General features: G+C 71.7%; 19 protein-coding genes and 1 riboswitch. Of the genes, 12 read left to right on the forward strand and 7 right to left on the reverse strand.

Annotated elements, in window-relative coordinates:
* Window positions 1-19 precede the first annotated feature (19 nt).
* From AB0D53_RS06395 to AB0D53_RS06405, 3 genes are all read left to right on the forward strand, one after another.
* Window positions 20-1,693 (forward strand): serine/threonine-protein kinase, encoded by a 1,674-nt coding sequence (locus tag AB0D53_RS06395; RefSeq protein WP_362440839.1) that lies wholly within the window; start codon window positions 20-22, stop codon window positions 1,691-1,693.
* Between the two features lie 140 nt (window positions 1,694-1,833).
* Complete coding sequence (locus AB0D53_RS06400) at window positions 1,834-3,462, forward strand: succinic semialdehyde dehydrogenase (protein WP_362440842.1); 1,629 nt, start codon at window positions 1,834-1,836, stop codon at window positions 3,460-3,462.
* A 49-nt stretch (window positions 3,463-3,511) separates the two neighbouring features.
* Window positions 3,512-5,338 carry a GMC family oxidoreductase gene (locus AB0D53_RS06405; RefSeq protein WP_362440845.1) on the forward strand — a complete coding sequence of 609 codons (1,827 nt, stop codon included), beginning with the start codon at window positions 3,512-3,514 and terminating at the stop codon, window positions 5,336-5,338.
* Between the two features lie 80 nt (window positions 5,339-5,418).
* On the opposite strand, the gene AB0D53_RS06410 is transcribed toward AB0D53_RS06405, so the two are convergent.
* Complete coding sequence (locus tag AB0D53_RS06410; protein WP_362440848.1) at window positions 5,419-6,444, reverse strand: LAETG motif-containing sortase-dependent surface protein; 1,026 nt, start codon at window positions 6,442-6,444, stop codon at window positions 5,419-5,421.
* A gap of 531 nt (window positions 6,445-6,975) precedes the next feature.
* Window positions 6,976-7,293 (reverse strand): chorismate mutase, encoded by a 318-nt coding sequence (locus tag AB0D53_RS06415; protein WP_362440851.1) that lies wholly within the window; start codon window positions 7,291-7,293, stop codon window positions 6,976-6,978.
* A gap of 365 nt (window positions 7,294-7,658) precedes the next feature.
* Between AB0D53_RS06415 and guaA the strand changes: the two genes are divergently transcribed.
* From guaA to AB0D53_RS06440, 5 genes are all read left to right on the forward strand, one after another.
* Complete coding sequence (gene guaA, locus AB0D53_RS06420; RefSeq protein ID WP_362440854.1) at window positions 7,659-9,254, forward strand: glutamine-hydrolyzing GMP synthase; 1,596 nt, start codon at window positions 7,659-7,661, stop codon at window positions 9,252-9,254.
* Between the two features lie 114 nt (window positions 9,255-9,368).
* Window positions 9,369-9,974, forward strand: coding sequence for a Uma2 family endonuclease (locus AB0D53_RS06425; protein ID WP_362440857.1), 606 nt, complete (start codon window positions 9,369-9,371; stop codon window positions 9,972-9,974).
* A 101-nt stretch (window positions 9,975-10,075) separates the two neighbouring features.
* On the forward strand, window positions 10,076-10,858 hold the full coding sequence (locus AB0D53_RS06430) for a class II aldolase/adducin family protein (protein WP_362440860.1): 783 nt from the start codon (window positions 10,076-10,078) through the stop codon (window positions 10,856-10,858).
* Between the two features lie 112 nt (window positions 10,859-10,970).
* Window positions 10,971-12,239 carry a hypothetical protein gene (locus AB0D53_RS06435; protein ID WP_362440863.1) on the forward strand — a complete coding sequence of 423 codons (1,269 nt, stop codon included), beginning with the start codon at window positions 10,971-10,973 and terminating at the stop codon, window positions 12,237-12,239.
* Between the two features lie 108 nt (window positions 12,240-12,347).
* Complete coding sequence (locus AB0D53_RS06440) at window positions 12,348-12,857, forward strand: DoxX family protein (RefSeq protein WP_362440866.1); 510 nt, start codon at window positions 12,348-12,350, stop codon at window positions 12,855-12,857.
* On the opposite strand, the gene AB0D53_RS06445 is transcribed toward AB0D53_RS06440, so the two are convergent.
* Together AB0D53_RS06445 and AB0D53_RS06450 are read right to left on the reverse strand one after the other, a co-directional pair.
* Complete coding sequence (locus tag AB0D53_RS06445) at window positions 12,764-13,027, reverse strand: hypothetical protein (RefSeq protein ID WP_362440869.1); 264 nt, start codon at window positions 13,025-13,027, stop codon at window positions 12,764-12,766. The two genes, AB0D53_RS06440 and AB0D53_RS06445, sit on opposite strands and share 94 nt — an antisense overlap.
* Window positions 13,014-14,348: a PspC domain-containing protein gene (locus AB0D53_RS06450; protein ID WP_362440872.1), complete on the reverse strand. Its 1,335-nt coding sequence runs from the start codon at window positions 14,346-14,348 to the stop codon at window positions 13,014-13,016. The genes AB0D53_RS06445 and AB0D53_RS06450 overlap by 14 nt, the downstream gene beginning before the upstream one ends.
* Before the next feature lie 192 nt (window positions 14,349-14,540).
* Here AB0D53_RS06450 and AB0D53_RS06455 point away from each other — a divergent pair, with 192 nt between their 5' ends.
* Window positions 14,541-15,839 (forward strand): PspC domain-containing protein, encoded by a 1,299-nt coding sequence (locus AB0D53_RS06455; RefSeq protein ID WP_362440875.1) that lies wholly within the window; start codon window positions 14,541-14,543, stop codon window positions 15,837-15,839.
* Window positions 15,823-16,518, forward strand: coding sequence for a response regulator transcription factor (locus tag AB0D53_RS06460; protein WP_362440878.1), 696 nt, complete (start codon window positions 15,823-15,825; stop codon window positions 16,516-16,518). The genes AB0D53_RS06455 and AB0D53_RS06460 overlap by 17 nt, the downstream gene beginning before the upstream one ends.
* 62 nt (window positions 16,519-16,580) lie before the next feature.
* On the opposite strand, the gene AB0D53_RS06465 is transcribed toward AB0D53_RS06460, so the two are convergent.
* Window positions 16,581-17,342 carry a GNAT family N-acetyltransferase gene (locus tag AB0D53_RS06465; protein ID WP_362440881.1) on the reverse strand — a complete coding sequence of 254 codons (762 nt, stop codon included), beginning with the start codon at window positions 17,340-17,342 and terminating at the stop codon, window positions 16,581-16,583.
* Window positions 17,343-17,417: 75 nt separating this feature from the next.
* Window positions 17,418-18,479, reverse strand: coding sequence for a C40 family peptidase (locus AB0D53_RS06470; protein WP_362440884.1), 1,062 nt, complete (start codon window positions 18,477-18,479; stop codon window positions 17,418-17,420).
* A gap of 314 nt (window positions 18,480-18,793) precedes the next feature.
* Here AB0D53_RS06470 and AB0D53_RS06475 point away from each other — a divergent pair, with 314 nt between their 5' ends.
* Window positions 18,794-19,147 carry a hypothetical protein gene (locus AB0D53_RS06475; RefSeq protein ID WP_362440887.1) on the forward strand — a complete coding sequence of 118 codons (354 nt, stop codon included), beginning with the start codon at window positions 18,794-18,796 and terminating at the stop codon, window positions 19,145-19,147.
* 55 nt (window positions 19,148-19,202) lie between these two features.
* Here AB0D53_RS06475 and AB0D53_RS06480 read toward each other — a convergent pair whose 3' ends face one another.
* On the reverse strand, window positions 19,203-20,348 hold the full coding sequence (locus AB0D53_RS06480) for an NlpC/P60 family protein (RefSeq protein ID WP_362440890.1): 1,146 nt from the start codon (window positions 20,346-20,348) through the stop codon (window positions 19,203-19,205).
* Window positions 20,347-20,511, reverse strand: a riboswitch (cyclic di-AMP (ydaO/yuaA leader). (Overlaps the previous gene by 2 nt.)
* Window positions 20,512-20,758: 247 nt before the next feature.
* Between AB0D53_RS06480 and pcrA the strand changes: the two genes are divergently transcribed.
* Window positions 20,759-23,221 (forward strand): DNA helicase PcrA, encoded by a 2,463-nt coding sequence (gene pcrA, locus AB0D53_RS06485; protein ID WP_362440894.1) that lies wholly within the window; start codon window positions 20,759-20,761, stop codon window positions 23,219-23,221.

Here is a 23,221-nt window from a genome sequence, read left to right on the forward strand (position 1 = left end):
AGGAACGGGGCGGGGACACGTGGATCGATCACAGAACACGGACACGGGACTGTTGCTGGCCGGAAGGTACCGGCTGGGCGAGGTCCTCGGGCGCGGCGGCATGGGCAAGGTCTGGCGCGCCCACGACGAGGTGCTGCACCGCACCGTCGCCGTGAAGGAGTTGACCGCCGGTCTGTACGTCGCGGAGGCCGACCGGATCGTGCTGCACGCCCGCACGCAGAAGGAGGCCCGCGCGGCCGCCCGGATCACGCACCCGGGCGTGGTCACCGTGCACGATGTGATCGAGTACGACAACCGGCCCTGGATCGTCATGCAGTACGTCGACGGCCCGTCCCTCGCGGATGCCGCCAAGGAGTCCGGCGAGATCGAGCCGCGCGAGGCCGCCAGGATCGGCCTCCATGTGCTGAGCGCCCTGCGCGCCGCGCACGGGGCGGGGGTCCTGCACCGCGACGTGAAGCCCGGCAACGTGCTTCTCGCCAAGGACGGCCAGGTGCTGCTCACCGACTTCGGGATCGCCGCCATCGAGGGCGACTCGACCATCACCAGGACCGGCGAACTGGTCGGCTCCATCGACTACCTGGCGCCCGAGCGGGTACGTGGCAGCGACCCGGGCCCGGCGTCCGACCTGTGGTCGCTCGGCGCCACGCTCTACACCGCGGTCGAGGGACGTTCGCCGTTCCGCCGCACGTCCCCGATCTCCACCATGCAGGCCGTCGTCGCCGACGAACCCCCGCCGCCCGCGCAGGCCGGCCCGCTGGCCTCCGTGATCACCGCGCTGCTGCGCAAGGAGCCGGACGAGCGTCCGTCGGCCGCGGAGACGGAGCGGATGCTGCTGGACGCCATGGAGGGCCGTGCCCCCGTGGCCGCCCAGGCGTACGTGCCGACGCAGAGGGTTCCCGACGAGGTCCTGCGCTCGCTGGGCCCGGACGGTCCCTCCGCGCCCGCAACCACTCAACTGCCCCACCAGGCGACCCCCGCACCGGCACCGGCACCGGCCCCGACGGTCCGGCGCAGCCGCTGGCGCACGGCGGTCCTGGTCATCGCGGCCGCGGCGCTGGTCGGCGGCGGCGCGGGACTCGCCGCGATGAAGTACGGCGACTGGACGCGGGACACCACCGGACGCGACGGCACGGGCACGCACGCGCCCGTCGACCCCGGGAAGCGTGACACCGGGAAGCCCGACACCAAGGCCCCGTCCTCGGCCAAGCCCGATGCGCGGGTGAAGGACGTGCCCGACGGCTGGAAGCGGGTGAACGACCCCGAGGGCTTCAGCCTGACCGTGCCCGAGGGCTGGGAGCGCCGGGCGGACGGCAACCAGATCGACTACACCCCGGACAACGGTGTGCACTACATCCGGATCAGCATCGACCCGTCGCCCGACTTCGACAACCCGTACATGCACATGGTGACGAGCCTGGAGCCCCAGCTCGCCAAACGGCTGCCCGGCTACGAGCGCAAGACCCTGCACTCCAACACGTACCGGGACCGGCCGGGTTCGCTCTGGGAGTTCACCTGGACCGAGACCAAGGACCATCCGGGCCCGCGCCACGCCATCGACCAGATGTACTTCGGCGAGGAGGGCGGTCCCGAGTACGCGCTGTACATGACGGGCCCGGCGGAGGACTGGGACACGACCCGGGCGCAGTTCGACACGATCCTGCGCGGATGGCGGGCGCCCGGCAGCTCCGGCTGAGGTCCGCCGGACCGTTCCGCGAGCACAGGGCTCCTGATCAGGGGCTTTGTTGCCAGTGATCGCTGGCTCGTTTGTGGGGAGTGTGAAAACCCGTTACTCACGGGTACCCAAAGCGTGCGGCTGGACGTACTCTCGCCCTCATGACGGACTCGCAGGCCTCCACGTCCACCTCCGCAGCCCCGCTCGGCACCAATCCGGTGGCCGTCGCCCCCGCAGGGGTGCGCACCGCCGCCGATGTGGTGACCCCCGATGTGGTCGCCCGGCTGACCCGGGGCGTGGCCGGATCGGGCCGTACGGCCAACCACACCCCCTTCACCGGGGAGAAGCTGGCCGACCTGCCGGAGTCCACCCCCGAGGACGTGGCGGGCGCCTTCGAGCGGGCCCGGGCCGCCCAGCCCGCCTGGGCCGCGACCCCCGTCCGCGCCAGGGCCGCCGTGCTGCTCCGCTTCCACGACCTCGTCCTCGACCGCCAGGCCGAGGTCCTCGACCTCATCCAGCTGGAGACCGGCAAGGCCCGGCTGCACGCCCACGAGGAGGTGCAGGCCGTCGCCGTCGCGGCCCGCCACTACGGGCGCAAGGCCGGCTCGTACCTGAAGCCGAAGCGGCACACCGGAGTCGTGCCGACCCTGACCAAGGTCACCGAGCTGCGCCAGCCGCGTGGCGTCATCGGACAGATCGCCCCGTGGAACTACCCGTTCGAGCTGTCCGTCGGCGACGCGCTGCCCGCGTTCGTCTCCGGCAACGCCGTCGTGATGAAGCCCGACACGGAGACCGCGCTGACCGCGCTGTGGGCCCGTGACCTGCTGATCGAGGCCGGACTGCCCGCCGAGGTCTTCCAGGTCGTGCTCGGCGAGGGACCCGTCGTGGGCCCCGAGGTCGTCAAGCACGCCGACTACGTCTCGTTCACCGGCTCCACCCGCACCGGCCGCGAGGTCGCGCAGGGTGCGGCGGCCCGGCTCGTCGGCGTCTCGCTGGAGCTCGGCGGCAAGAACGCCATGCTGGTCCTGAAGGACGCCGACGTGGAGAAGGCCGCCGCGGGCGCCGTCCGAGCCTGCTTCTCCTCCGCGGGTCAGCTCTGCATCTCCATCGAGCGGCTGTACGTCCACGAGTCGGTCGCCGACGACTTCGTGGCCCGCTTCGCCGCCCGCACGAAGGCCATGCGGCTCGGCAACTCCCTCGCCTACGGAGCCGACATGGGCTCCCTGGTCGGCGAGCGCCAGCTGGAGACCGTCACCCGGCATGTCGCCGAGGCCGTCGAGAAGGGTGCCCGGCTCGTCGCGGGCGGGGTCGCCCGGCCCGACATCGGCCCGCTGTTCTACGAGCCGACCATCCTCGACGGCGTCGAGGCCCCGATGGCCGTCTGCAACGAGGAGACCTTCGGACCGGTCGTCTCCATCTACCGCTTCACCGACGAGGACGAGGTCGTCGCCCTCGCCAACGCCACCCCGTACGGCCTGAACTCCAGCGTCTGGACCAAGGACTCCCGGCGCGGCCACCGGGTCGCCGCCCTGCTGCGGACCGGCACCGTCAACATCAACGAGGGGTACGCCCCCGCGTACGGCAGTGTGCAGTCCCCGATGGGCGGCATGAAGGACTCCGGCCTCGGCCGCCGGCACGGCTCCGAGGGCATCCTCAAGTACACCGAGGCGCAGACCGTCGCCCAGCAGCGGCTGATCCCGCTCGCCCCGTCCTTCGGTATGGACGACGAGAAGTACGCGGCGTTCATGAGCGCCAGCCTCAAGGCGATGAAGGCGTTCCGCCTGCGCTGACACCGGTGGCACCGCAGCACCCTCCGTCCGTTCCGCACCGAGGAGAGCCATGTCCCAGGACAGCCCTGCCCAGAATCGGCCCGTCGCGCCGGAGAACACCGACGACGACGCCTACGACTACGACGTGCTCGTCGTCGGTTCGGGCTTCGGCGGTGCGGTGTCGGCCCTGCGGCTGACCGAGAAGGGGTACCGCGTCGGGGTGCTGGAGGCGGGCCGCCGCTTCACCCGGTCCGAACTGCCCAGGAACTCCTGGGACCTGAAGAACTTCCTGTGGGCCCCGGCGCTCGGTCTGTACGGCATCCAGCGCATCCATCTGCTGGGCAACGTCATGGTGCTGGCGGGCGCGGGCGTCGGCGGCGGTTCGCTGAACTACGCCAACACCCTGTACGAGCCGCTCGCGCCGTTCTTCGACGACCCGCAGTGGAAGGACATCACCGACTGGCGCGAGGAGCTGGGCCCGTACTACGACCAGGCCAAGCGGATGCTGGGGGTCCGGCTCAACCCGACCATGACCCCGTCGGACGTCCACCTGAAGGCGACCGCGCAGGCCATGGGCATCGGCGACACCTTCCACATGGCGCCGGTGGGCGTCTTCTTCGGGGACGGCGAGGACGGCGACGGTACGGCGAAGGCCCGGCCGGGCGGCGAGGTCGCCGACCCGTTCTTCGGCGGGGCGGGGCCCTCCCGCAAGGCCTGCACCGAGTGCGGCGAATGCATGACCGGCTGTCGGCACGGAGCGAAGAACACCCTCAACGAGAACTACCTCCACCTCGCTCAGAAGGCGGGCGCGGTCGTCCACCCGATGACCTCGGTCGTCGCGGTCACCGAGAACTCCAGGGGCGGCTACGCGGTCAAGACCCTTCCCACCGACAACCGGAAGAAGGGGAAGGGCCGTACGTTCACCGCCCGCGAGGTCGTCGTGGCCGCGGGCACGTACGGCACCCAGACGCTGCTGCACCGGATGAAGGACACCGGCCTGCTGCCCCGGATATCGTCCCGGCTCGGCGAGCTGACCCGCACCAACTCCGAGGGCCTGGTCGGCTCGCAGACCAGCGACCGGCGCTACCGGAAGAAGCACGGGGCCGCGCGGGCCGACTTCACCCGCGGCGTCGCCATCACCTCCTCGATCCACCCGGACGAGAACACGCACATCGAGCCGGTCCGCTACGGCAAGGGATCCAACTCCATGGGCGCGCTGACCGTCCTCCAGGTGCCGTACGGCGCGCACCGGGTGCGCAGGTGGCTGCTCGAACTGGTCAAGCACCCCACGCTCGCGGCCCGGTCGCTCTCCAACCGCCGCTGGTCGGAACGGACCATCATCGGGCTCGTCATGCAGTCGCTCGACAACTCCCTGACGACGTACCGCAAGCCGGGCGGCGTGGGGAAGGGCCTGCTCACCGCCCGGCAGGGGCACGGCGCGCCCAACCCGACCCAGATCGAGGCGGCGACGCGCAGCGCCACGCTGCTCGCCGAGGAGATCAACGGCTTCGCGGGGTCGAACGTGGGCGAGCTCATGGGCACCCCGCTCACCGCGCACTTCCTCGGCGGCTGCCCCATCGGCGCCACCTCCGACGACGGGGCGATCGACCCGTACCACCGGCTCCACGGACACCCCGGCATCTCGGTGGTCGACGGCTCGGCGGTCTCCGCGAACCTCGGCGTCAACCCGTCGCTCACCATCACCGCACAGGCCGAGCGGGCCATGTCCTTCTGGCCCAACAAGGGCGAGGCGGACCCGCGTCCGGCGCAGGGCGAGGCGTACGAGCGGCTGTCCGCCGTCGAGCCGCGGTCACCGGCCGTGCCGGAGGACGCCTTCGGCGCGCTGAGACTGCCGTTCCTCGGGCTGCCGGCCGTCCCGCCGAAGAAGAAGCCGTAAGGACCGGTCGCAAGGGCAGCAGAAAGGGGCTGCACCCCCCTCCGAGTGCAGCCCCTCCATGCTCACGGTGAACCGGCGCGTCACACGCCGGCATCACCGTTCCTGCGGCGCCGCACGATGAACATCGCGCCCGCGCCGAGTACCACGGCCGCCCCGCCCGCGGTGGCGAACACCGGCAGTGCGGAGGACGAACCGGTCTCCGCGAGGCTGCCGGAGACCTTGCCCGTCGGGTTGTCGGCCGGCTTCGTGGACGGGACCGGGGCACTGCCACCGGTCTGCGGCGTCGAACCGCTCCCGCCCGACTCCACGATCTTGAACTTGTAAGCGATGTCGCTGACGCCCGTGCAGTCCTTGTCGCCCACGTACAGACCGGCACCGAGCGTGAAGCCGGCGCCGACGGGGGCGGTCGGCTTCACATTGATGCGCAGCGGGATGTCGACCTCGTACCCCGCGGGCATCTCGTCGGACCGGCCGACGTAACCGACCGCGCGGCCGTCCTCGCTGAGCTCCACCCACTTGTCGGTCTCCGGGTCGAGTGCCTGGAGGCTGACCTGCTTCGAGCGGAAGAGGTCGTTGCCCTCCTCGTCGGAGGAGGCGCCCGCGAAGTAGTCGATCTTCTTCACGGTGGACTTCGAGGAGTTGTAGACGTTCATCTTGAACGTGTGCCAGCCGCTGCCCCGGGCGATCCGGCCGGGCAGGCCGTTGATGGAGATGTCCAGGTCGGACTTGGCGCACTCCGCGGGCTCCGCCGGGTCCTCGGACTCCGACGGGGTGGCGGACGCGGACGACGAGGCGCTCGCCGAGTCCGTCGGGGTCGCGCCGACGGCTTCGTCCGGGGCCGGGCCGGTGCTGCCGGCGGACTCGGACTCCTCGCCGGGACCGGGCTCGCCGGGGTCTTCGGAGGACTCCTCGGCGGGCGTGGAGGCGGACGCGTCCGGCTCGGCCGCCGGGGTCCCGGAGCCGCTCGGCGAAGGCGAGCCGGTGGCCTCCGCGGCGGCCGTGGTCCCGTCCGTCGCCACGGCGAGCGCGGCGGGGGCGGCCAGGACCGCGGCGGGGGCGATGACCGCCGTGGCGGCGGCGAGCGCCAGGGCGCGGCGAAGCTTCATGGTGACCTCAGGAGTCCGGCGTACCGCGAGCGGCGGTACGGGGGCGGTACGGGCCCGTCATGAGGGGGCATGAGCGGGGCCGGTGGTTCCGCATGGTTGACCAGCGGTCCGCCGCAAAGGTTGTCCGGTTACTCACAGAACCTTTATGTGACGCCGCTCACGCCCGGGTCCGAGGGGAAGCGCCCGAGGGAAAGGGGCCGAGGGAAAGGGCCCCCGGGCCGGGAAGCGGCCGGTGGGGGCCCTGGGAGGCCGGACGCGGCCGGCTCCGGGCGTCCCCGGAGCCGGCCGTTTCCTGGGGTGACCGGTCTGCTGTCCCCTGCCGACCGGTCACGCACGCTGGGGCGCGGTCCCACGGCGTACCTGCGGTACGCCACACGCTCCAGCGGAGCCACGCGTGGTTTCCTTCCAGAGCCGCCCCTGGCTGGCACGGACACCGGGACCAACGAAGCCGCGCGGGCCCCGGTCACGCGCCGTACGGGTGAGAGTGGGCCCGAACTGGGATACGCCGGGGTACCCGCGGCCCGCCGGGTGTCAGGCCCGGCCGCGGCACAGCTCCAGCAGCGTCATGGCGAGCGAGGTGCCGGGCCTGCCGAGCGCGTCCCGGTACGAGGCGAGGATCTCCATCTCGCGCGAGAGGCTGATCCGGCGGCCGCCGGAGGTGATCCGGGCCTCCTGGATGACCGCCGAGACGGCCATCCGCTCCTGGACGAGCCCGATGATCCGGTCGTCGAGCGTGTCGATGCGGGCCCGCGCGTCGTCGATGAGCACGGCGGCCTCCTCGGTGCGCGCACCGGTCTTCTCGGCGGTGGTCTTCGCGGCGGTGCTCTTCGCGGGGACGGTGCTGGTCATGGTGGTGACTCCTCGTGGGGTGCGGTCCCCGAGGCCGGCCGGTCCGTGAACGCCAAGACGCCCCGGGCCTTTCGGCCCGGGGCGCCTGGAACGTTGCTTGTCAGTGGATCAAGCAGCACGACCATGGCAGCCGGCGGGCCGGATGCCATAGGTAAAGACGAAGGTCGTGTGCTGACGCATGGAACCCAGTATGGCCCCGGCGCCGGGGACGGACCAACACGGGGCCCGGATGCTGAGACGCCGGTTCCGGGCCGGCCCGGACGCGGTCCGCCCCCGTACCCCTGTACGGGCGGGACGACGGCCGACTCCGCAACCCCGGTAGAATCGACAAAACAGACCCCCCCTTCACCGCCGGAAGGCCGCCCGTGCCAGCAGCACCCCTCGCCGCCCCCGACGCCACCACAGACGTGGTTCTCGTCGTCGACTTCGGCGCGCAGTACGCCCAGCTCATCGCCCGACGCGTCCGTGAGGCCCGGGTCTACAGCGAGATCGTTCCGTCCACCATGCCGGTGGCCGAGATGCTGGCCAAGAACCCCCGGGCGATCATCCTGTCCGGCGGCCCCTCCTCGGTGTACGCGGAGGGCGCGCCCTCCCTCGACCGTGCGCTCTTCGAGGCCGGGGTCCCGGTCTTCGGCATGTGCTACGGCTTCCAGCTGATGGCCACCACGCTCGGCGGCACCGTCGACGACAACGGTGCCCGTGAGTACGGCCGTACCCCCCTCACCGTCTCCAAGACCGGCTCCACGCTCTTCGAGGGCACGCCCGCCGAGCAGTCGGTCTGGATGTCGCACGGCGACGCCTGCTCCGCCGCCCCCGAGGGCTTCACCGTCACCGCGTCCACCGACGTCGTGCCGGTCGCCGCCTTCGAGAACGACGAGAAGAAGCTCTACGGCGTCCAGTACCACCCCGAGGTCCTGCACTCCACGCACGGCCAGCAGGTCCTGGAGCACTTCCTCTACCGCGGCGCCGGCATCGAGCCGACCTGGACCACGACCAATGTGGTCGAGGAGCAGATCGCACTGATCCGCGAGCAGGTCGGCACCAAGCGCGCCATCTGCGGCCTGTCCGGCGGCGTGGACTCCGCGGTCGCCGCGGCCCTCGTGCAGAAGGCCATCGGCTCCCAGCTGACCTGCGTGTACGTGGACCACGGTCTGATGCGCCAGGGCGAGAGCGAGCAGGTCGAGAAGGACTTCGTGGCCTCCACCGGAGTCCAGCTGAAGGTCGTCGACGCCGAGGAGCGCTTCCTGACCGCGCTGGCCGGGGTCTCCGACCCCGAGCAGAAGCGGAAGATCATCGGCCGCGAGTTCATCCGCGTCTTCGAGCAGGCCCAGGCCGAGATCGTCGCCGAGGGCGCCGCCGACGGCGAGGAAGTCGCCTTCCTCGTCCAGGGCACCCTCTACCCGGACGTCGTCGAGTCCGGCGGCGGCACCGGCACCGCCAACATCAAGTCCCACCACAACGTGGGCGGCCTCCCCGAGGACATCGAGTTCCAGCTCGTCGAGCCGCTGCGCCAGCTGTTCAAGGACGAGGTCCGGATGGTCGGCCAGGAGCTCGGCCTGCCGGAGGAGATCGTCCAGCGCCAGCCGTTCCCCGGCCCCGGCCTCGGCATCCGGATCGTCGGAGAGGTCACCAAGGAGCGGCTCGACCTGCTCCGCGAGGCCGACGCGATCGCCCGCGAGGAGCTGACCGCGGCCGGCCTGGACCGCGACATCTGGCAGTGCCCGGTGGTCCTGCTCGCCGACGTCCGCTCGGTCGGTGTCCAGGGCGACGGCCGCACCTACGGCCACCCGATCGTCCTGCGCCCGGTCTCCTCCGAGGACGCCATGACGGCCGACTGGTCGCGCCTGCCCTACGAGACGCTCGCCCGGATCTCGACCCGCATCACCAACGAGGTCGCCGACGTCAACCGCGTCGTGCTCGACGTGACGAGCAAGCCGCCGGGCACCATCGAGTGGGAGTGACCCCTCCCGCAAGGTCAATGCCGATGCCGTCGCTCATTCGTTTGGGCGGCGGCATCGTCGTATGAGCTGGGTACGTTGGCTGAGGAGACGAGACTCTGCCCCATGGGAGCAATCATGAGCGCCGCACCCGAGTACGAGTTGGACGAGAAGTACAACTACCCCGTCCCCCCTCCCCAGGGCTGGACCGCAGATGATCTCGACCGGCTTCCGAACCTGCCGCGGCGCACTGAGCTGATCGATGGGAGTCTCGTCTTCATGAGTCCGCAGACCAGGTTCCACATGCGGACCATGCGTCTGCTGGAGACGTCTCTCCTTGAACAGGTGCCGGACGATCTCGATGTCTTTCGTGAATTCAGCGTCAGGCTGGACAGCCGGAACCGGCCGGAGCCGGGCGTGCTGGTGGTTCCGCGGGGGGCGGATACGGGCCCCAAGCAGACCTCGCTCAGGCCGGAGGACGTCATCCTGGCGGTGGAAGTCGTCTCGGAAGAGTCCGCGGACAGGGACAGGGAGGTCAAGCCCCGGAAGTACGCGGCTGCCGGGATCGTGCACTTCTGGAGGGTGGAGGCGGGCGGGGACGGCCTGCCCATCGTGTACGTCTACGAGCTCGACCCCGCGCTGAAGGCCTACACGCCGACAGGCATCCACCACAACAAGCTGAAGCTGGACGTTCCCTTTCCCCTGGAAATCGACCTCACGGAGATCAATCAGCGGAGGCGGTAGAGGAAGCGAACGGGCATTCCTCCCCGTGGTATCCCTGGCCACTTGCGGCAACCGGCGGTAACTTCCGGTCCCGTACGCCCTGGGAGCCCCGAGGAGCCGCCATGTCCGAGCCCATGCCCGCCCCCGCGCCCGTGCCCGTGGACCAGCTCCACTTCGCGATGCCGCCCGTCCATGAATCCGTGGCCGACGAGCGCGCCCACCGGAAGGAACGGCTGGCCGGGGCGCTCCGGCTGTTCGGGGAGTACGGGTACGAGGACGGCGTCTCCGGGCACATCACCGCACGGGACCCCGGGTTCACCGACTGTTTCTGGGTCAACCCCTTCGGGGCCCCGTTCGACGGGCTCACGCCGGACGAGCTGATCCTGGTCAACGGCGAGGGGCAGGTCGTCGAGGGGCGCCACCACGTCAATCAGGCGGCGTTCGCCGTCCACGCGCAGGTGCACCGGGCCCGCCCGGACGTCGTCGCCGTCGCGCACACCCACTCCGTACACGGGCGGGCCCTGTCCGCGCTGGGCGAGCTCATCGAACCGATCACCCAGGACTCCTGCGCCTTTTACGAAGACCATGTCCTGTACGACGCGTACACCGGAGTCGTCGTGGACGAGGACGAGGGGCGCAGGATCGCCACCGCGCTCGGCGGGCACAAGGCGATCGTGCTGCGCAACCACGGGCTGCTGACCGTCGGCGACTCGGTGGACGCGGCCGCCTGGTGGTTCATCGCGCTGGAGCGCTCCTGCCAGGTGCAGCTGGCCGCGCGGGCCGCCGGGAAGCCGGTCCTGATCGAGCACCGCGACGCGGTCGCCACCCATGACCAGCTGGGCAGCGACCTGGTGGCGTGGATCAACTACCAGCCCCTGTGGCGCCGGATCAGTCGCACATTCTGACGATACGCGCCGAGGGCCGCCCCGATGCGGCCCCCGGCCCGGCCGTACGGCACAATTCGCTGCAATAGCAGCAGAGTTGGCTGCGTCTGGGCTTGAAGGGGCGGCGTTCTCAGTGGTGTTGGACGAGGCGAGGGCGAGCAGCGCGCACGGCGGCGGCTGCACGTGCGGCGACTGCCCGCACGGAGCGCGCGAGGGCCACCGGCGCGCGGTGGCCGCGTTCCTGGCCAAGCGGGACGAACTCGCCGCCGGCCAGGGGCTGCCGCCCGGCGTCGCGCACTCCGCCTCGGCGACCCGCCAGTGGGTCTCGGACGAGCTGACCCAGTCCGCCAGGGCCGTCGCCGAACGAGGCCGGGAGGCGGGCGACGCCTGGCTGTACCGGGTGTGGCTGCGCACCCTGATCGCGGTGTGGGGCGGCGTCGCCCTGCTGGTCATCGGCGAGTCCGCCACCGCCATCGGCGCGGGCTGGACCAACGCCCGTACGGCGGGGCTGGTCGCCGGACTCGTCACCGCGGGCCTGCTGACCGGCGCCGCCCATCTCCACCGTGCCCGCGGCGGCCTCCTCGCCCCGCTGATCGGCGAGGACAACCGGCTCTCCACCTCCCGGGCGGTCGCCGTCTCCTGGGTGCTGCTCGCGGTCTTCTCCGTGCTCGTGCTGGCGCTCCAACTGGCGGGCGCCTCCGGGCACGCCGAGCGCGACGCACTCATCGAGGGGCTGGACCTGGCCCGGGGCGCCGGCGTGGTGACCGTGCTCGCGCTGGTGTGCGCCGTCGCCGTCGTCGTACGCCGGGTGGTGACCGTACGGGCCCTGTCCGGACGCCTGCAGAAGCTGCGGGCCGACCGGCCGCGCGCCGCCGATCTGCTCACCGACGACTCCGGGCGGGGCAGCTTCACGGATGTGCAGTACGTCCTGGTGAGCACGGTCGCCGTACTGTTCGCCGCGGTCCGCCTCGCCCGCCGGCCCGAGCAACTGCCCGACCTGCCCTGGGGCCTGGCGCTGCTGGTCACCGTCTCGGCGTTCGCCTACTTCGCCGGGAAGTACGCGGAGGGCGGGCGCCCGGTGATCCTCTCGGTGGTCCGGGCCCGCGAGGCCGGGGACCTGGACGCGCCGGTCCGCACCGGCGACGACATCGAGATCCGCGGTGCGGGCTTCGTACCGCCCGGCGCCGGGACACCGGACCGGCTGGCCCGCATGGTCGTCCGGATCGGCCGGGTCCATGTGCATGTGCCGCTGATCCCGGTCGCCGGCGGCTTCGCCAACCCGACGGACGGCGTCCTGACCGTGCCGGTCCCGGTGGAGGTCGAGCCGGGAGTGGTGGAGGTGCAGGTCGTGACCGCCGCCGGAGTGGAGACGAACCGGGTCGAGATCGATGTGACGGACTGACCGCTGCGCCGGACGGCGGGCACCCGGCCGGACGACCCACCGGGTGAGCGGCGCGTCCGCCGCGTACGTAAGGTCTGGTGACGGGTCTACGGAAGGCGGTGCGGCCACATGCAGGGATACGGCACGAACGTACGGGGTCTGGGCGAGTCGAGAGGGCTCAAGGACCTGGCGCGGGAACACGCCCTGCTGCCGCTGCGGATCTTCCTGGGCGTCACCTTCGTCTACGCCGGGCTCGACAAGCTGACGGACAGTTCCTTCTTCCGCGCGAGCGGCCCCGGCTCCATCGGCGAGACCATGCACGCGGTACGCGACTCGTCCGCGATCCCGGCCCTCGTCGACCTCGCGCTGAAGAGCCCCGGCGCCTTCGGGTACGCCATCGCGATCGGTGAACTCGTCGTCGGCCTCGCCACCTTCTTCGGGCTCTGGGCACGGCTCGCCGCGCTCGGCGGGGCGCTGATCTCGCTGAGCCTGTGGCTGACCGTGAGCTGGCAGGTCTCGCCGTACTACTTTGGCAACGACCTGGTCTATCTCATGGCCTGGTTGCCGCTGGTGCTCGGCGGGGCTGCGGCGTTCTCCCTGGACGCCCTTCGCGCGACACGGCGGCGGCGGATCAGGTAGTTCACCCAGGTCGTGGTGGCGGCCAGCAGGAGGCCGCCGAAGAACAGCGGGAAGAAGAAGACCCACGGGGCGTCCCAGGCCCCCGTGGCGTCCGCCGCGTATCCCGCGGCCAGGGCGAGCATGACCACGCCCGCCACCGCCCGGCCGGGACGGATCTCATGACGCAGCACGGGTGACCTCCACCTGTCCGATGCCGACTTCGAGCGTGAGTTCCACGGTGCCCGCCGGTCTGCTGCCCGGCGACGGCGGAAGCGTGCGGTGCTCCCGCCGCTCGGCGTCGACGTCCACCTCGCGCGGCCCCACCGGGGCCGCGCCCGATCCGCTGACCGGCAGCGTGATGTCGCCGATGCCCGCCCGCGCGTCCACCTTCACCGTCACGTCCTCCGGTACGACGACGACCGCGCGGCCGACCCTGACCTTCACCCCCGTCGTGACGGTGTCGCCCCGGGGGACCGCGATCCCGGTCAGGTCCAGCCGGGCCACTCCCGAGCCCAGCCGGTAGTGCGGCTGGACCGCGGCCACCGAGGCCGGCCGCCACCCCTCGCGCACCCATTGGGTGGTGATGTCCTTGGGCAGCGCGGACGCGCCCGCCAGCAGGGCCGCCGTGATCATCGCCAGCATGACCGTGCCGAATCCCGTCCGGCCCAGGAACGAGCTGACCAGCATCCCGAGCCCGAACACCGCGAGCGCACCGGCCAGGCCGAACTGCAGACTCGTACCGAGCGGCTGGGACTGCCAGCTCAGCCCCGTGCCCAGACCGCCCGCGATCAGCGCGAACAGGAACACCAGCCCGCCGATCGAGGTCGGGCCCCTGGTGCCCGCCTCCCGCCGGGGCGCGCGGAACGGGTCCTTCGGGGCGGCACCCGCGGGGCTCGGAGCACGGGGCGGGAGCGCCGCGTCGGCCGGACCCCACAGATAGCCCGCGCCCACCGGCCCCGTCGTCCCGTCCTTGACGATCGGGTCCCGCCACCACGACGGGCTGCCCGGCGACGGCGGCGCCTTCACCTCGGGGGGCGCGTCAGCCACCGCCTGCGCGGTCGCCGGATGCAGCGGGTCCTCGGGCGCCGCGGTCCTGCGGTGCTGCGTCCACACGGCGAAACCGACGACCGCCAGCGACAGCATCGCGGAGAACGCCAGCGTGCCGCCGTTGCCCAGCATGGACAGGAAGAGACCGCAGCCGATCAGCGCGATCAGCACCGCGATCAGCGAGGCCCCCTCCACCCGGCCGGACAGCAGCCTGCGCGCCTCGTTCTCCTCCTCGCCGTCCACCGGGACCAGCAGCCAGGCGAAGCCGTAGAAGATCAGCCCGATGCCGCCGGTCACGGACAGCACACCGAGCACGATCCGGAAGATCACCGGGTCGACGTCGCAGTACCGGCCGAGACCGCCGCACACCCCGGCCACCACCTTGTGCTGCGGACTGCGCCGCAGCAGAGGTGCCGGACCGGGGGGCGGAGCGACACCGGGGGAGGCGTCCTGGGGAACGGTCATGGCTCCATGGTGACTGGCCCGGAGCCCGTCCGGGACCCGCGCCGACCCTGGCCGATCCCTGATATTGGCCGGCCGGGCCCTGAGGGTTCCCCGGTGCCGGGCCCCGGGGGCCGACGGCCCGCGGGGCACTCAGGGTCGTCTAGGGGGCCGACCCTGATGCCGCCACCCGCCCGGACATGTGACGATCGGGTCATGCCAGCCGCCACGACCCGAGCCGCCAGCTCCCGCACCACGGACCCGGAGGAGCCCCCGCTGCGCAAGCTGTACCGCAGCGCCGACGGACGGCTGCTGGGCGGCGTCGCGCGCGGTCTCGCCGGGCACCTCGGGCTGCCCGTCGTCTGGGTGCGGTTCGTCTTCCTCGGCCTGTTCTTCGCGGACGGCCTCGGCGCGCTGCTCTACGCCGTGTTCTGGATCGTCGTCCCGCTCGGCGTCGGAGGCGTCGAGACACCGAGCTCGGTCTTCGTGACCGCCCCGGACGGCAGCCGCCGGCTCCGCAAGCCCGACAGGGGCCAGGTCTTCGCCCTGATCGCGCTGGTCTTCGGCGCCATGATCTTCGTCGGCAACGTCGACATGGGCAGCGGGGCCAACCGCTACATCTGGCCCACGCTGCTGATCGGCGCCGGTTCCGTACTGGTGTGGCGGCAGGCGGACAACGCCCGGCGCGCCCGCTGGATGGAGGTCGGCAGCCGGCGCCGGGTCCTGCATCTGGCCCGGGGGCTCGCCGGGGTCGCCCTGGTCGGCCTGGGCCTGGCCGTCTTCATGGTGGTACGCGGCTCCGCGGCCCAGCTCGGCAACGTCATGACCGCGGCCATCGCCGTCCTCACCGGCATCGCGCTGCTGGCCGGCCCCTACCTCGTCCGCATGACCCAGGACCTCTCCGAGGAACGCCTGATGCGCATCCGGGCCCAGGAACGGGCCGAGGTGGCCGCCCATGTCCATGACTCGGTGCTGCACACCCTCACCCTGATCCAGCGCAACGCGGACGACGTGGGTGAGGTCCGCAGGCTCGCCCGCGCCCAGGAACGGGAACTGCGCAACTGGCTGTACAACCCCGAGGGCACCGGCAAGGACGAGGACGACGAGCCCGGGACCCTCGCCGAGGCGGTCAAGCGCGCCGCCGCCGAGGTCGAGGACAAGCACGGCGTCCCGCTGGAGGTCGTCGTGGTCGGCGACTGCCCGCTGGACGAGAAGCTGACCGCCCAGATGCAGGCCGCGCGCGAAGCCATGGTCAACGCCGCCAAGTACGGTGGCGAGGGCGGTGCCGTGCAGGTCTACGCGGAGGTAGAGGGCCGTACGGTCTTCGTCTCGGTGCGCGACCGGGGCCCGGGATTCGACCTGGACTCCGTACCGGGGGACAGAATGGGCGTACGAGAATCAATCATCGGCCGGATGCAGCGCAACGGCGGTACGGCGCGACTGCGTTCGGTGCCCGGCGGGGGCACGGAAGTCGAGCTGGAGATGGAGAGGGCGAGCGATGACGGAGACCACTGAGCCGGCCGGGGGCCCGGAGCGCCGGGTACGGGTCGTGCTCGTCGACGACCACCGGATGTTCCGCACCGGCGTCCAGGCCGAGATCGGCCGCACCGAGGAGACCGGTGTCGAGGTGGTCGGCGAGGCCGCCGACGTCGACCAGGCGGTCACCGTGATCACGGCGACCCGGCCGGAGGTCGTCCTCCTCGACGTGCATCTGCCCGGCGGCGGCGGCGTCGAGGTGCTGCGCCGCTGCGCCCCGATGATGGGGGCCGTGGAGAACCCGGTGCGGTTCCTGGCGCTGTCCGTCTCGGACGCCGCCGAGGACGTCATCGGCGTCATCCGCGGCGGTGCCCGCGGCTATGTCACCAAGACCATCACCGGCACCGACCTGGTCGACTCGGTCTTCCGGGTCCAGGACGGCGACGCGGTGTTCTCGCCCCGGCTGGCCGGCTTCGTCCTCGACGCCTTCGCCTCCACGGACGCGCCGCCGGTCGACGAGGACCTGGACCGCCTCACCCAGCGCGAGCGCGAGGTGCTGCGGCTGATCGCGCGCGGCTACGCGTACAAGGAGATCGCCAAGCAGCTGTTCATCTCGGTGAAGACCGTCGAGTCCCATGTCTCGGCGGTGCTGCGTAAACTCCAGCTGTCCAACCGGCACGAGCTGACCCGCTGGGCGACGGCGCGACGGCTGGTCTGAGCCGGGCGGACGACGGTCCGGGCCCGCCGACGGGCTGATCCCGTCGGCGGGCGGCGGCCCCGTCAGGCCGGTTCGAGCGAGATGTTCAGCTTCTCGCCGATCCTGCGGAAGCCGATGCCCGCGTAGATCCGCTCCACATCGGCGTCGCCCGGCTCCAGCCACACCACCCGGCAGCCGCGCCCGAAGGCGGTCGCGGTCAGGTGGGCGGAGAGCGCGGCGCCGATGCCGCGGCGGCGGTAGGCGTCGGCGACGGCGAGACCGGCCAGTTCGGTGAGGCCGTCGACCGGGACGGAGCAGCCGCCCGCGCCGGCCGGCACGCCGTCGACCGTGGCCAGGGCCGCGACCCCGCCGTCCCGGGCCGCGGTGCGCAGCCACTGCGCCACGCCGTCCTCGGGCTCGCCGGTCCCGCCGTATCCGTGGTGCTGGACGAGCGCGGCGGCGGCGAACTCCGCGTCGGTGGCCGGTTCGCCGATCGTGAGGTCCGCCACCGGCTTCGGCGTCAGCAGCTCGCCCGGTGCGCAGGCCATGACCGGGGCCCGGTTCTCCACGGTGAACCCGGCGGCGAGCAGCGCGGGTTCGACCGCGGGCGCCGATCCGGGCAGGAACTCCAGCCGGGGCAGCCGGTCGTGCTCCCGGAACGCCGCGATCAGCGCGTCGAGATCGTCGGCGGTCGGCTCGGCCCCCTGGTCGGGTATGGCGTAGTTGGCGTACTTGAGCGACCAGCCGGGGTTGTACCGCACCGTGAAGGGCCCGACCCGGAGGTGGTCCGGGGAGCGCTGGGCGAGCGTACGGGCATGGGTCTGGACATCGGCGTCCATGGGCATGTGGGTCGTCCTCCGGCCGGTTGGTCGACGGCGGGCCGACCCGATGGCGGGCCGACCCGGATCGGAGTCGGGAGCCTATGCCACCCGGGTGGCTCCGGCGAAGGGCATCTGGTCGATCGGCGCGACCCGGACCGGCGCTCCGGGGCGCGGGGCGTGGATCATCTGGCCGTTGCCGATGTAGAGCCCGACATGGCTGATGCCGGAGTAGAAGAACACCAGGTCGCCCGGGGCGAGTTCGGAACGCGGGATGTGCCGGCCGGCGTTGATCTGGGTGTACGTGGTCCGGGGGAGCGAGACCCCGGCGGAGCGCCAGGCGGCCTGGGTGAGCCCGGAGCAGTCGAACGAGGAGGGGCCGGTGGCGCCCCAGACGTACGGCTTGCCGAGCGCCCCGTACGCGAACGCGACGGCTTCGGCGGCGCGGGCGTTCGGCGCCCGGACGGGGCCGCGTGCGGTGGAGCGGTCGGCGCGGCCGGCGGAGCGCGCGCCGTCGGCCGATCCGTGGTCGGAGTTCTCGTAGGCGGTGCGCTCGGGCGGGCTCAGCCGGTCGAGGAGCCGCTGCGCCTCGGCGAGCTTGGTCGTGATCGTCGCCTTGTGCTTCTTCAGCTCGGCCCGGCGGGCGGCCAGCGCGGCCAGCTCTCCCTCGGCCTGGGCGCGCAGCGTGGCGATCTGGGCGACCTGCCGCCGGACCTTGTTGAGCGCGGCGGCCTGGCGGTCGCCGATCCGGTCCACGTACGAGGCCCGCTCCAGGTACTGGTCCGGGTCGGAGGAGAGCGCCAGTTGCACGGACGTGTCGAGGCCGCCGGTGCGGTACTGCGCGGCGGCGAACGAACCCAGTTCGTCGCGCGAGGCGTTGAGGCGCTCGGTCCTGCGGGCGGCCTCGTCGCGCAGCTCGTCGAGGGCGTTCTCGGCGGCGGACGCCTTCTCCTTCGCGCCGTTGTACTGCTCGGTGGCGACCTCCGCGTCGTGGTACAGCCGGTCCACCTCGGTCTTGACCTGGACGGGGGTGCGCTGCGGGTCGGCGTGCGCCGGGCCGGGCATCACGGCGGCGGTGGCGGCCCCGGCGAAGGCCAGGGTCGCCGCGGTGCGGGCAGCAGGGCCGGTGTACGGGCGCTGCTTGGGTTTTCGATGCGCTGCCACGAGGGCGTGCGTCCTTCCTGACGACTGCCCGCCGGGGGATGCCGACGGGCCCGCCACAACTCTCGGCGGGGCGACCGGTGCACTGTCCGCGTACGGAGCGGCGGTGGAGCCGGCCACCTGCTCAGCGACGCTAAACCCGGGGCACGGGCAGGAGTCGTAATGACGCTTATTGTCTTGATTTGGCGTGGCAATGTCGTCGAGTGATCGGAAAAATTGCACCAGAGTAAGGCAATTGGTACAGACGCGAGTGAAGTGGTCAGGAAGGTATACCTGCCTGCCGAGTGGTGATATGGCCGGAGCTAGGCTGCGGCCTCATGGACGTACTCATTCATGTCTTCGTCGCCCTGCACATCATCGGCATCGCCTCCCTGCTGGGCGGTTTCCTGACCCAGATGAAGGCGATGGGCGCGGGCACGGCCCGGTTCGTCCCGGCGATGCTGCACGGCGCGCTGACCATGCTGGTCACCGGCGTCGCACTGGTCGGGCTGAACGAGGCCGACGGCAACCACGTGAACAACATCAAGATCGGCGTCAAGCTGCTGGTCCTGGTCGTCGTCCTCGCGCTCGTCTACATCAAGCGGGACGAGGAGACGGTCGACAAGGGCGCCTTCGCGGCGGTGGGCGGACTGACGATGCTCAACATCTTCATCGCCACGCTCTGGACCTGATCCCGCCCGCGCCGCACCGCCCCGGCACCGGGGCGGTACGGCGCGTGGAGGCCCGCTACGCGGGCCGCACGCTGCCGTAGATCGGCATGTAGTAGATCGACTCCTCGCGCACGTTCGCCCCGGGCTTCGGTGCGTGGATCATCATCCCGTCGCCCTTGTAGATGCCGACGTGGCTGATGTCGTCGTAGAAGAACACCAGATCCCCCGGCCGCAGGTCCGCGGTGGCGACCCGGGTGCCGATCTTGACCTGGTCCCACGTGGTGCGCGGGATGTCGACCCCCGCCGCCTTCCACGCGGCCCGGGTGAGGCCGGAGCAGTCGTACGACGCCGGGCCCGTCGCGCCCCAGACGTACGGCTTGCCGATCTGGGCCCTGGCGAAGGCGAGCACCTTCTCCGCCTTGGTCGTGGCGCCGCTGTCCGAGCCGGTGCCCGTCCCCGTACCGCCGCCCGACTCCTTCGCGGCCTCGTCGGCCTTGCGGTCGGCCTCGGCCTTCGCGGCGGCCTGCTGCTTCGCCAGCTCCTGCGCCTTGCGCCTGGCCTCGGCCTCCTTCTTCCGCTCGATCGCCGCGAGCCGCGCCTTCTCCTCGGCGGTCAGCTTCGACAGCAGCGTGCGCGCCTCGCCCAGCTTCGTCTGCACGTCCTGCTTGCTGGTGCGCAGCGTGCTCTGCGTCGTCGTCAGCGTCTCCAGGCTCCGCACCGCTTCGGCGCGCTTCTTCGACGCCTTGGCCTGCTGCGTACGGAAGTCCGTGATCGCCTGCTGCTGCCGGCTGGTCATCCGGTCCATCAGCTGGCTCTGGTCGAAGTACGACTGCGGGTCGTCGGCCAGGAAGAACGTGGCGCTCGGTGTGATGGAACCGCTGCGGTACTGCGCGGCCGCGTAGGCGCCGAGCGTCCTGCGCGCCTCGTTGAGCTTGTCGGCGCGCTCGGCGACGTCGTCCAGCAGGGCGTCGACCTTGGCGCGCTGGGCGGCGGAGGCTTCCTTCGCCTGGTTGTACTGCTGGGTCGCGGTCCCCGCCTGCCGGTAGAGGTCGTCGACCTTCTTCTGTACGTCCTCGACGCCGGGCTTCGGATCGGGTGCGGCCATGGCGCTCTGCGTGGAGAGCAGGGTCACGGACGCCAGCGCCGCGGTGGTGAGACCGACGGCCGGTGCGGTGGTGCGCACCCGGGTGCGCGGCTTGCGATGGGATGCCAAGGCCGGCATCTCCTTCCGTGGACCGCCTACCGGGTTAGCTGTCGGGTTCGGGCGGAACGGAAGGCTGCCCTACGGTCCGAGTGGGGGATAAGGACCGATTCACCCCGGTACTGCTCATGGGTCCCCGGTTCCGAACTCCCCTGAGGGCGGCCGGATTCGGCGGAGGCGCCCGCTCGGCGTGGTTCGCCTCAAGGGGGTACGGGCCGCCCGGTCGAGCACGCTAGCCAACCCATGGTGCTGCTGTGAAGGTTGATGTTCGATATGCCCGATACATTTTCGTGACCTTGCCGGAATGGGGCGGTGGAGGCCCGGAATTCCTCACGGGCTGTGGGTGCGCCCCTCCGCTGGGTGTCCGTCGCGGTGCGCGGTTCGCCATGCGGCCTCCGGGTGTCGGTGGGGCGGCCTAGACTCGACTAGCGATGAGCAGCCTCTTTGACGACAGCTTCCTGGCCGGCCTCCAGCACTCGGAGGAAGAGCCCCCGCCGCCCCCCGAGGACTCCGCACCCGAAGCGGTGCCGGAGGACCTCTTCGCGGGCGTGTTCGACGGGCCCCCGCCGCCCAGGGACGCCTACTACCGCGACGGCGCGCACCGCCCCGTCATCGACGCCGCGGCGCTCCTCGACGGGCTGAACACGGAGCAGCGCGCCGCCGTGGTCCACGCGGGCTCCCCGCTGCTCATCGTCGCCGGGGCCGGCTCGGGCAAGACCCGGGTGCTGACCCACCGGATCGCCCACCTCCTCGCGGAGCGCGGGGTGCACCCCGGCCAGATCCTGGCGATCACCTTCACCAACAAGGCCGCGGGCGAGATGAAGGAGCGCGTCGAGCAGCTCGTCGGACCGCGCGCCAACGCGATGTGGGTCATGACCTTCCACAGCGCGTGCGTACGCATCCTGCGCCGCGAGTCGAAGCGGCTCGGTTTCACCTCGTCGTTCTCGATCTACGACGCCGCCGACTCCAAGCGGCTGATGGCCCTGGTCTGCCGCGATCTCGACCTCGACCCGAAGCGCTTCCCGCCGAAGTCGTTCACGGCCAAGGTCTCCAACCTGAAGAACGAACTGATCGACGAGGAGACCTTCGCCGGCCAGGCCGCGGACGGCTTCGAGAAGACCCTCGCCCAGGCCTACGCGATGTACCAGTCCCGGCTGCGCGAGGCCAACGCGCTGGACTTCGACGACATCATCATGACGACGGTCCACCTGCTCCAGGCGTTCCCGGACGTCGCCGAGCACTACCGCCGCCGCTTCCGCCACGTCCTGGTCGACGAGTACCAGGACACCAACCACGCCCAGTACACCCTGGTGCGCGAGCTGGTCGGCCCGGCGGGCGAGGGCGACGCCCCGGCGGAGCTGTGCGTCGTGGGTGACGCGGACCAGTCGATCTACGCCTTCCGCGGCGCGACCATCCGCAACATCCTCCAGTTCGAGGAGGACTACCCGAACGCGACGACGATCCTCCTGGAGCAGAACTACCGCTCCACGCAGACGATCCTCTCCGCCGCCAACGCGGTCATCGAGCGCAACGAGAGCCGCCGCCCCAAGAACCTCTGGACGAACGCCGGCACGGGCGCCCGGATCACCGGCTACGTCGCCGACACCGAGCACGACGAGGCGCAGTTCGTCGCCGACGAGATCGACCGGCTGACCGACGCGGGCGACGCCAAGGCCGGCGACGTCGCGATCTTCTACCGTACGAACGCGCAGTCCCGTGTCTTCGAAGAGATCTTCATCCGTGTCGGCCTGCCCTACAAGGTCGTCGGCGGCGTGCGCTTCTACGAGCGCAAGGAGGTCCGGGACATCCTGGCCTACCTGCGCGTCCTCGCCAATCCGGAGGACACCGTCCCGCTGCGCCGCATCCTCAACGTGCCCAAGCGCGGCATCGGCGAGCGCGCCGAGGCGATGATCGACGCGCTGTCCCTGCGCGAGAAGATCACCTTCCCGCAGGCGCTGCGCCGGGTCGACGAGGCGTACGGCATGGCGGCCCGGTCGGCCAACGCCGTCAAGCGGTTCAACACGCTGATGGAGGAGCTGCGCACCGTCGTCGAGTCGGGCGTGGGTCCCGCGGTGGTCCTGGAGGCCGTCCTGGAGCGCACCGGCTACCTCGCCGAGCTCCAGGCGTCCACCGACCCGCAGGACGAGACCCGGATCGAGAACCTTCAGGAACTGGCCGCCGTGGCCCTCGAATTCGAGCAGGAGCGCGGAGCGGCCGAGGAGGAGGGCACCGGCACGGCCGCGGGCACCGGCACGCTCGCCGAGTTCCTGGAGAAGGTCGCGCTCGTCGCCGACTCCGACCAGATCCCCGACGAGGACGAGGACGGCTCCGGTGTCATCACGCTGATGACGCTGCACACCGCGAAGGGCCTCGAATTCCCGGTCGTCTTCCTGACCGGCATGGAGGACGGCGTCTTCCCGCACATGCGGGCGCTGGGACAGGTGAAGGAGCTGGAGGAGGAGCGGCGGCTCGCCTACGTCGGCATCACCCGGGCCCGCGAGCGCCTCTATCTGACCCGGGCCGCGATGCGCAGCGCGTGGGGCCAGCCCTCGTACAACCCGCCGTCGCGGTTCCTGGACGAGATCCCGGACCAGCACCTGGAGTGGAAGCGGACCGGGCCGATGGCGGCCCCGGCCGGACCGACCTCGGGGATCACGTCCTCGCTGTCCTCGTCGCGTTCGCGCTCCGGACCCTCGGGTTTCGCGACCCGGCGGACCTCGGACAAGCCGACGATCACGCTGGCCGTCGGGGACCGGGTCACGCACGACCAGTTCGGGCTCGGCACGGTCACGGCGGTCGAGGGCCTCGGCGACCAGGCGAAGGCCACGGTCGACTTCGGCGACGAGCGCCCGAAGAAGCTGCTGCTGCGGTACGCGCCGGTCGAGAAGCTGTAG

It is taken from the genome of Streptomyces sp. NPDC048295, from assembly GCF_040652135.1.
Taxonomy (GTDB): Bacteria; Actinomycetota; Actinomycetes; order Streptomycetales; family Streptomycetaceae; genus Streptomyces.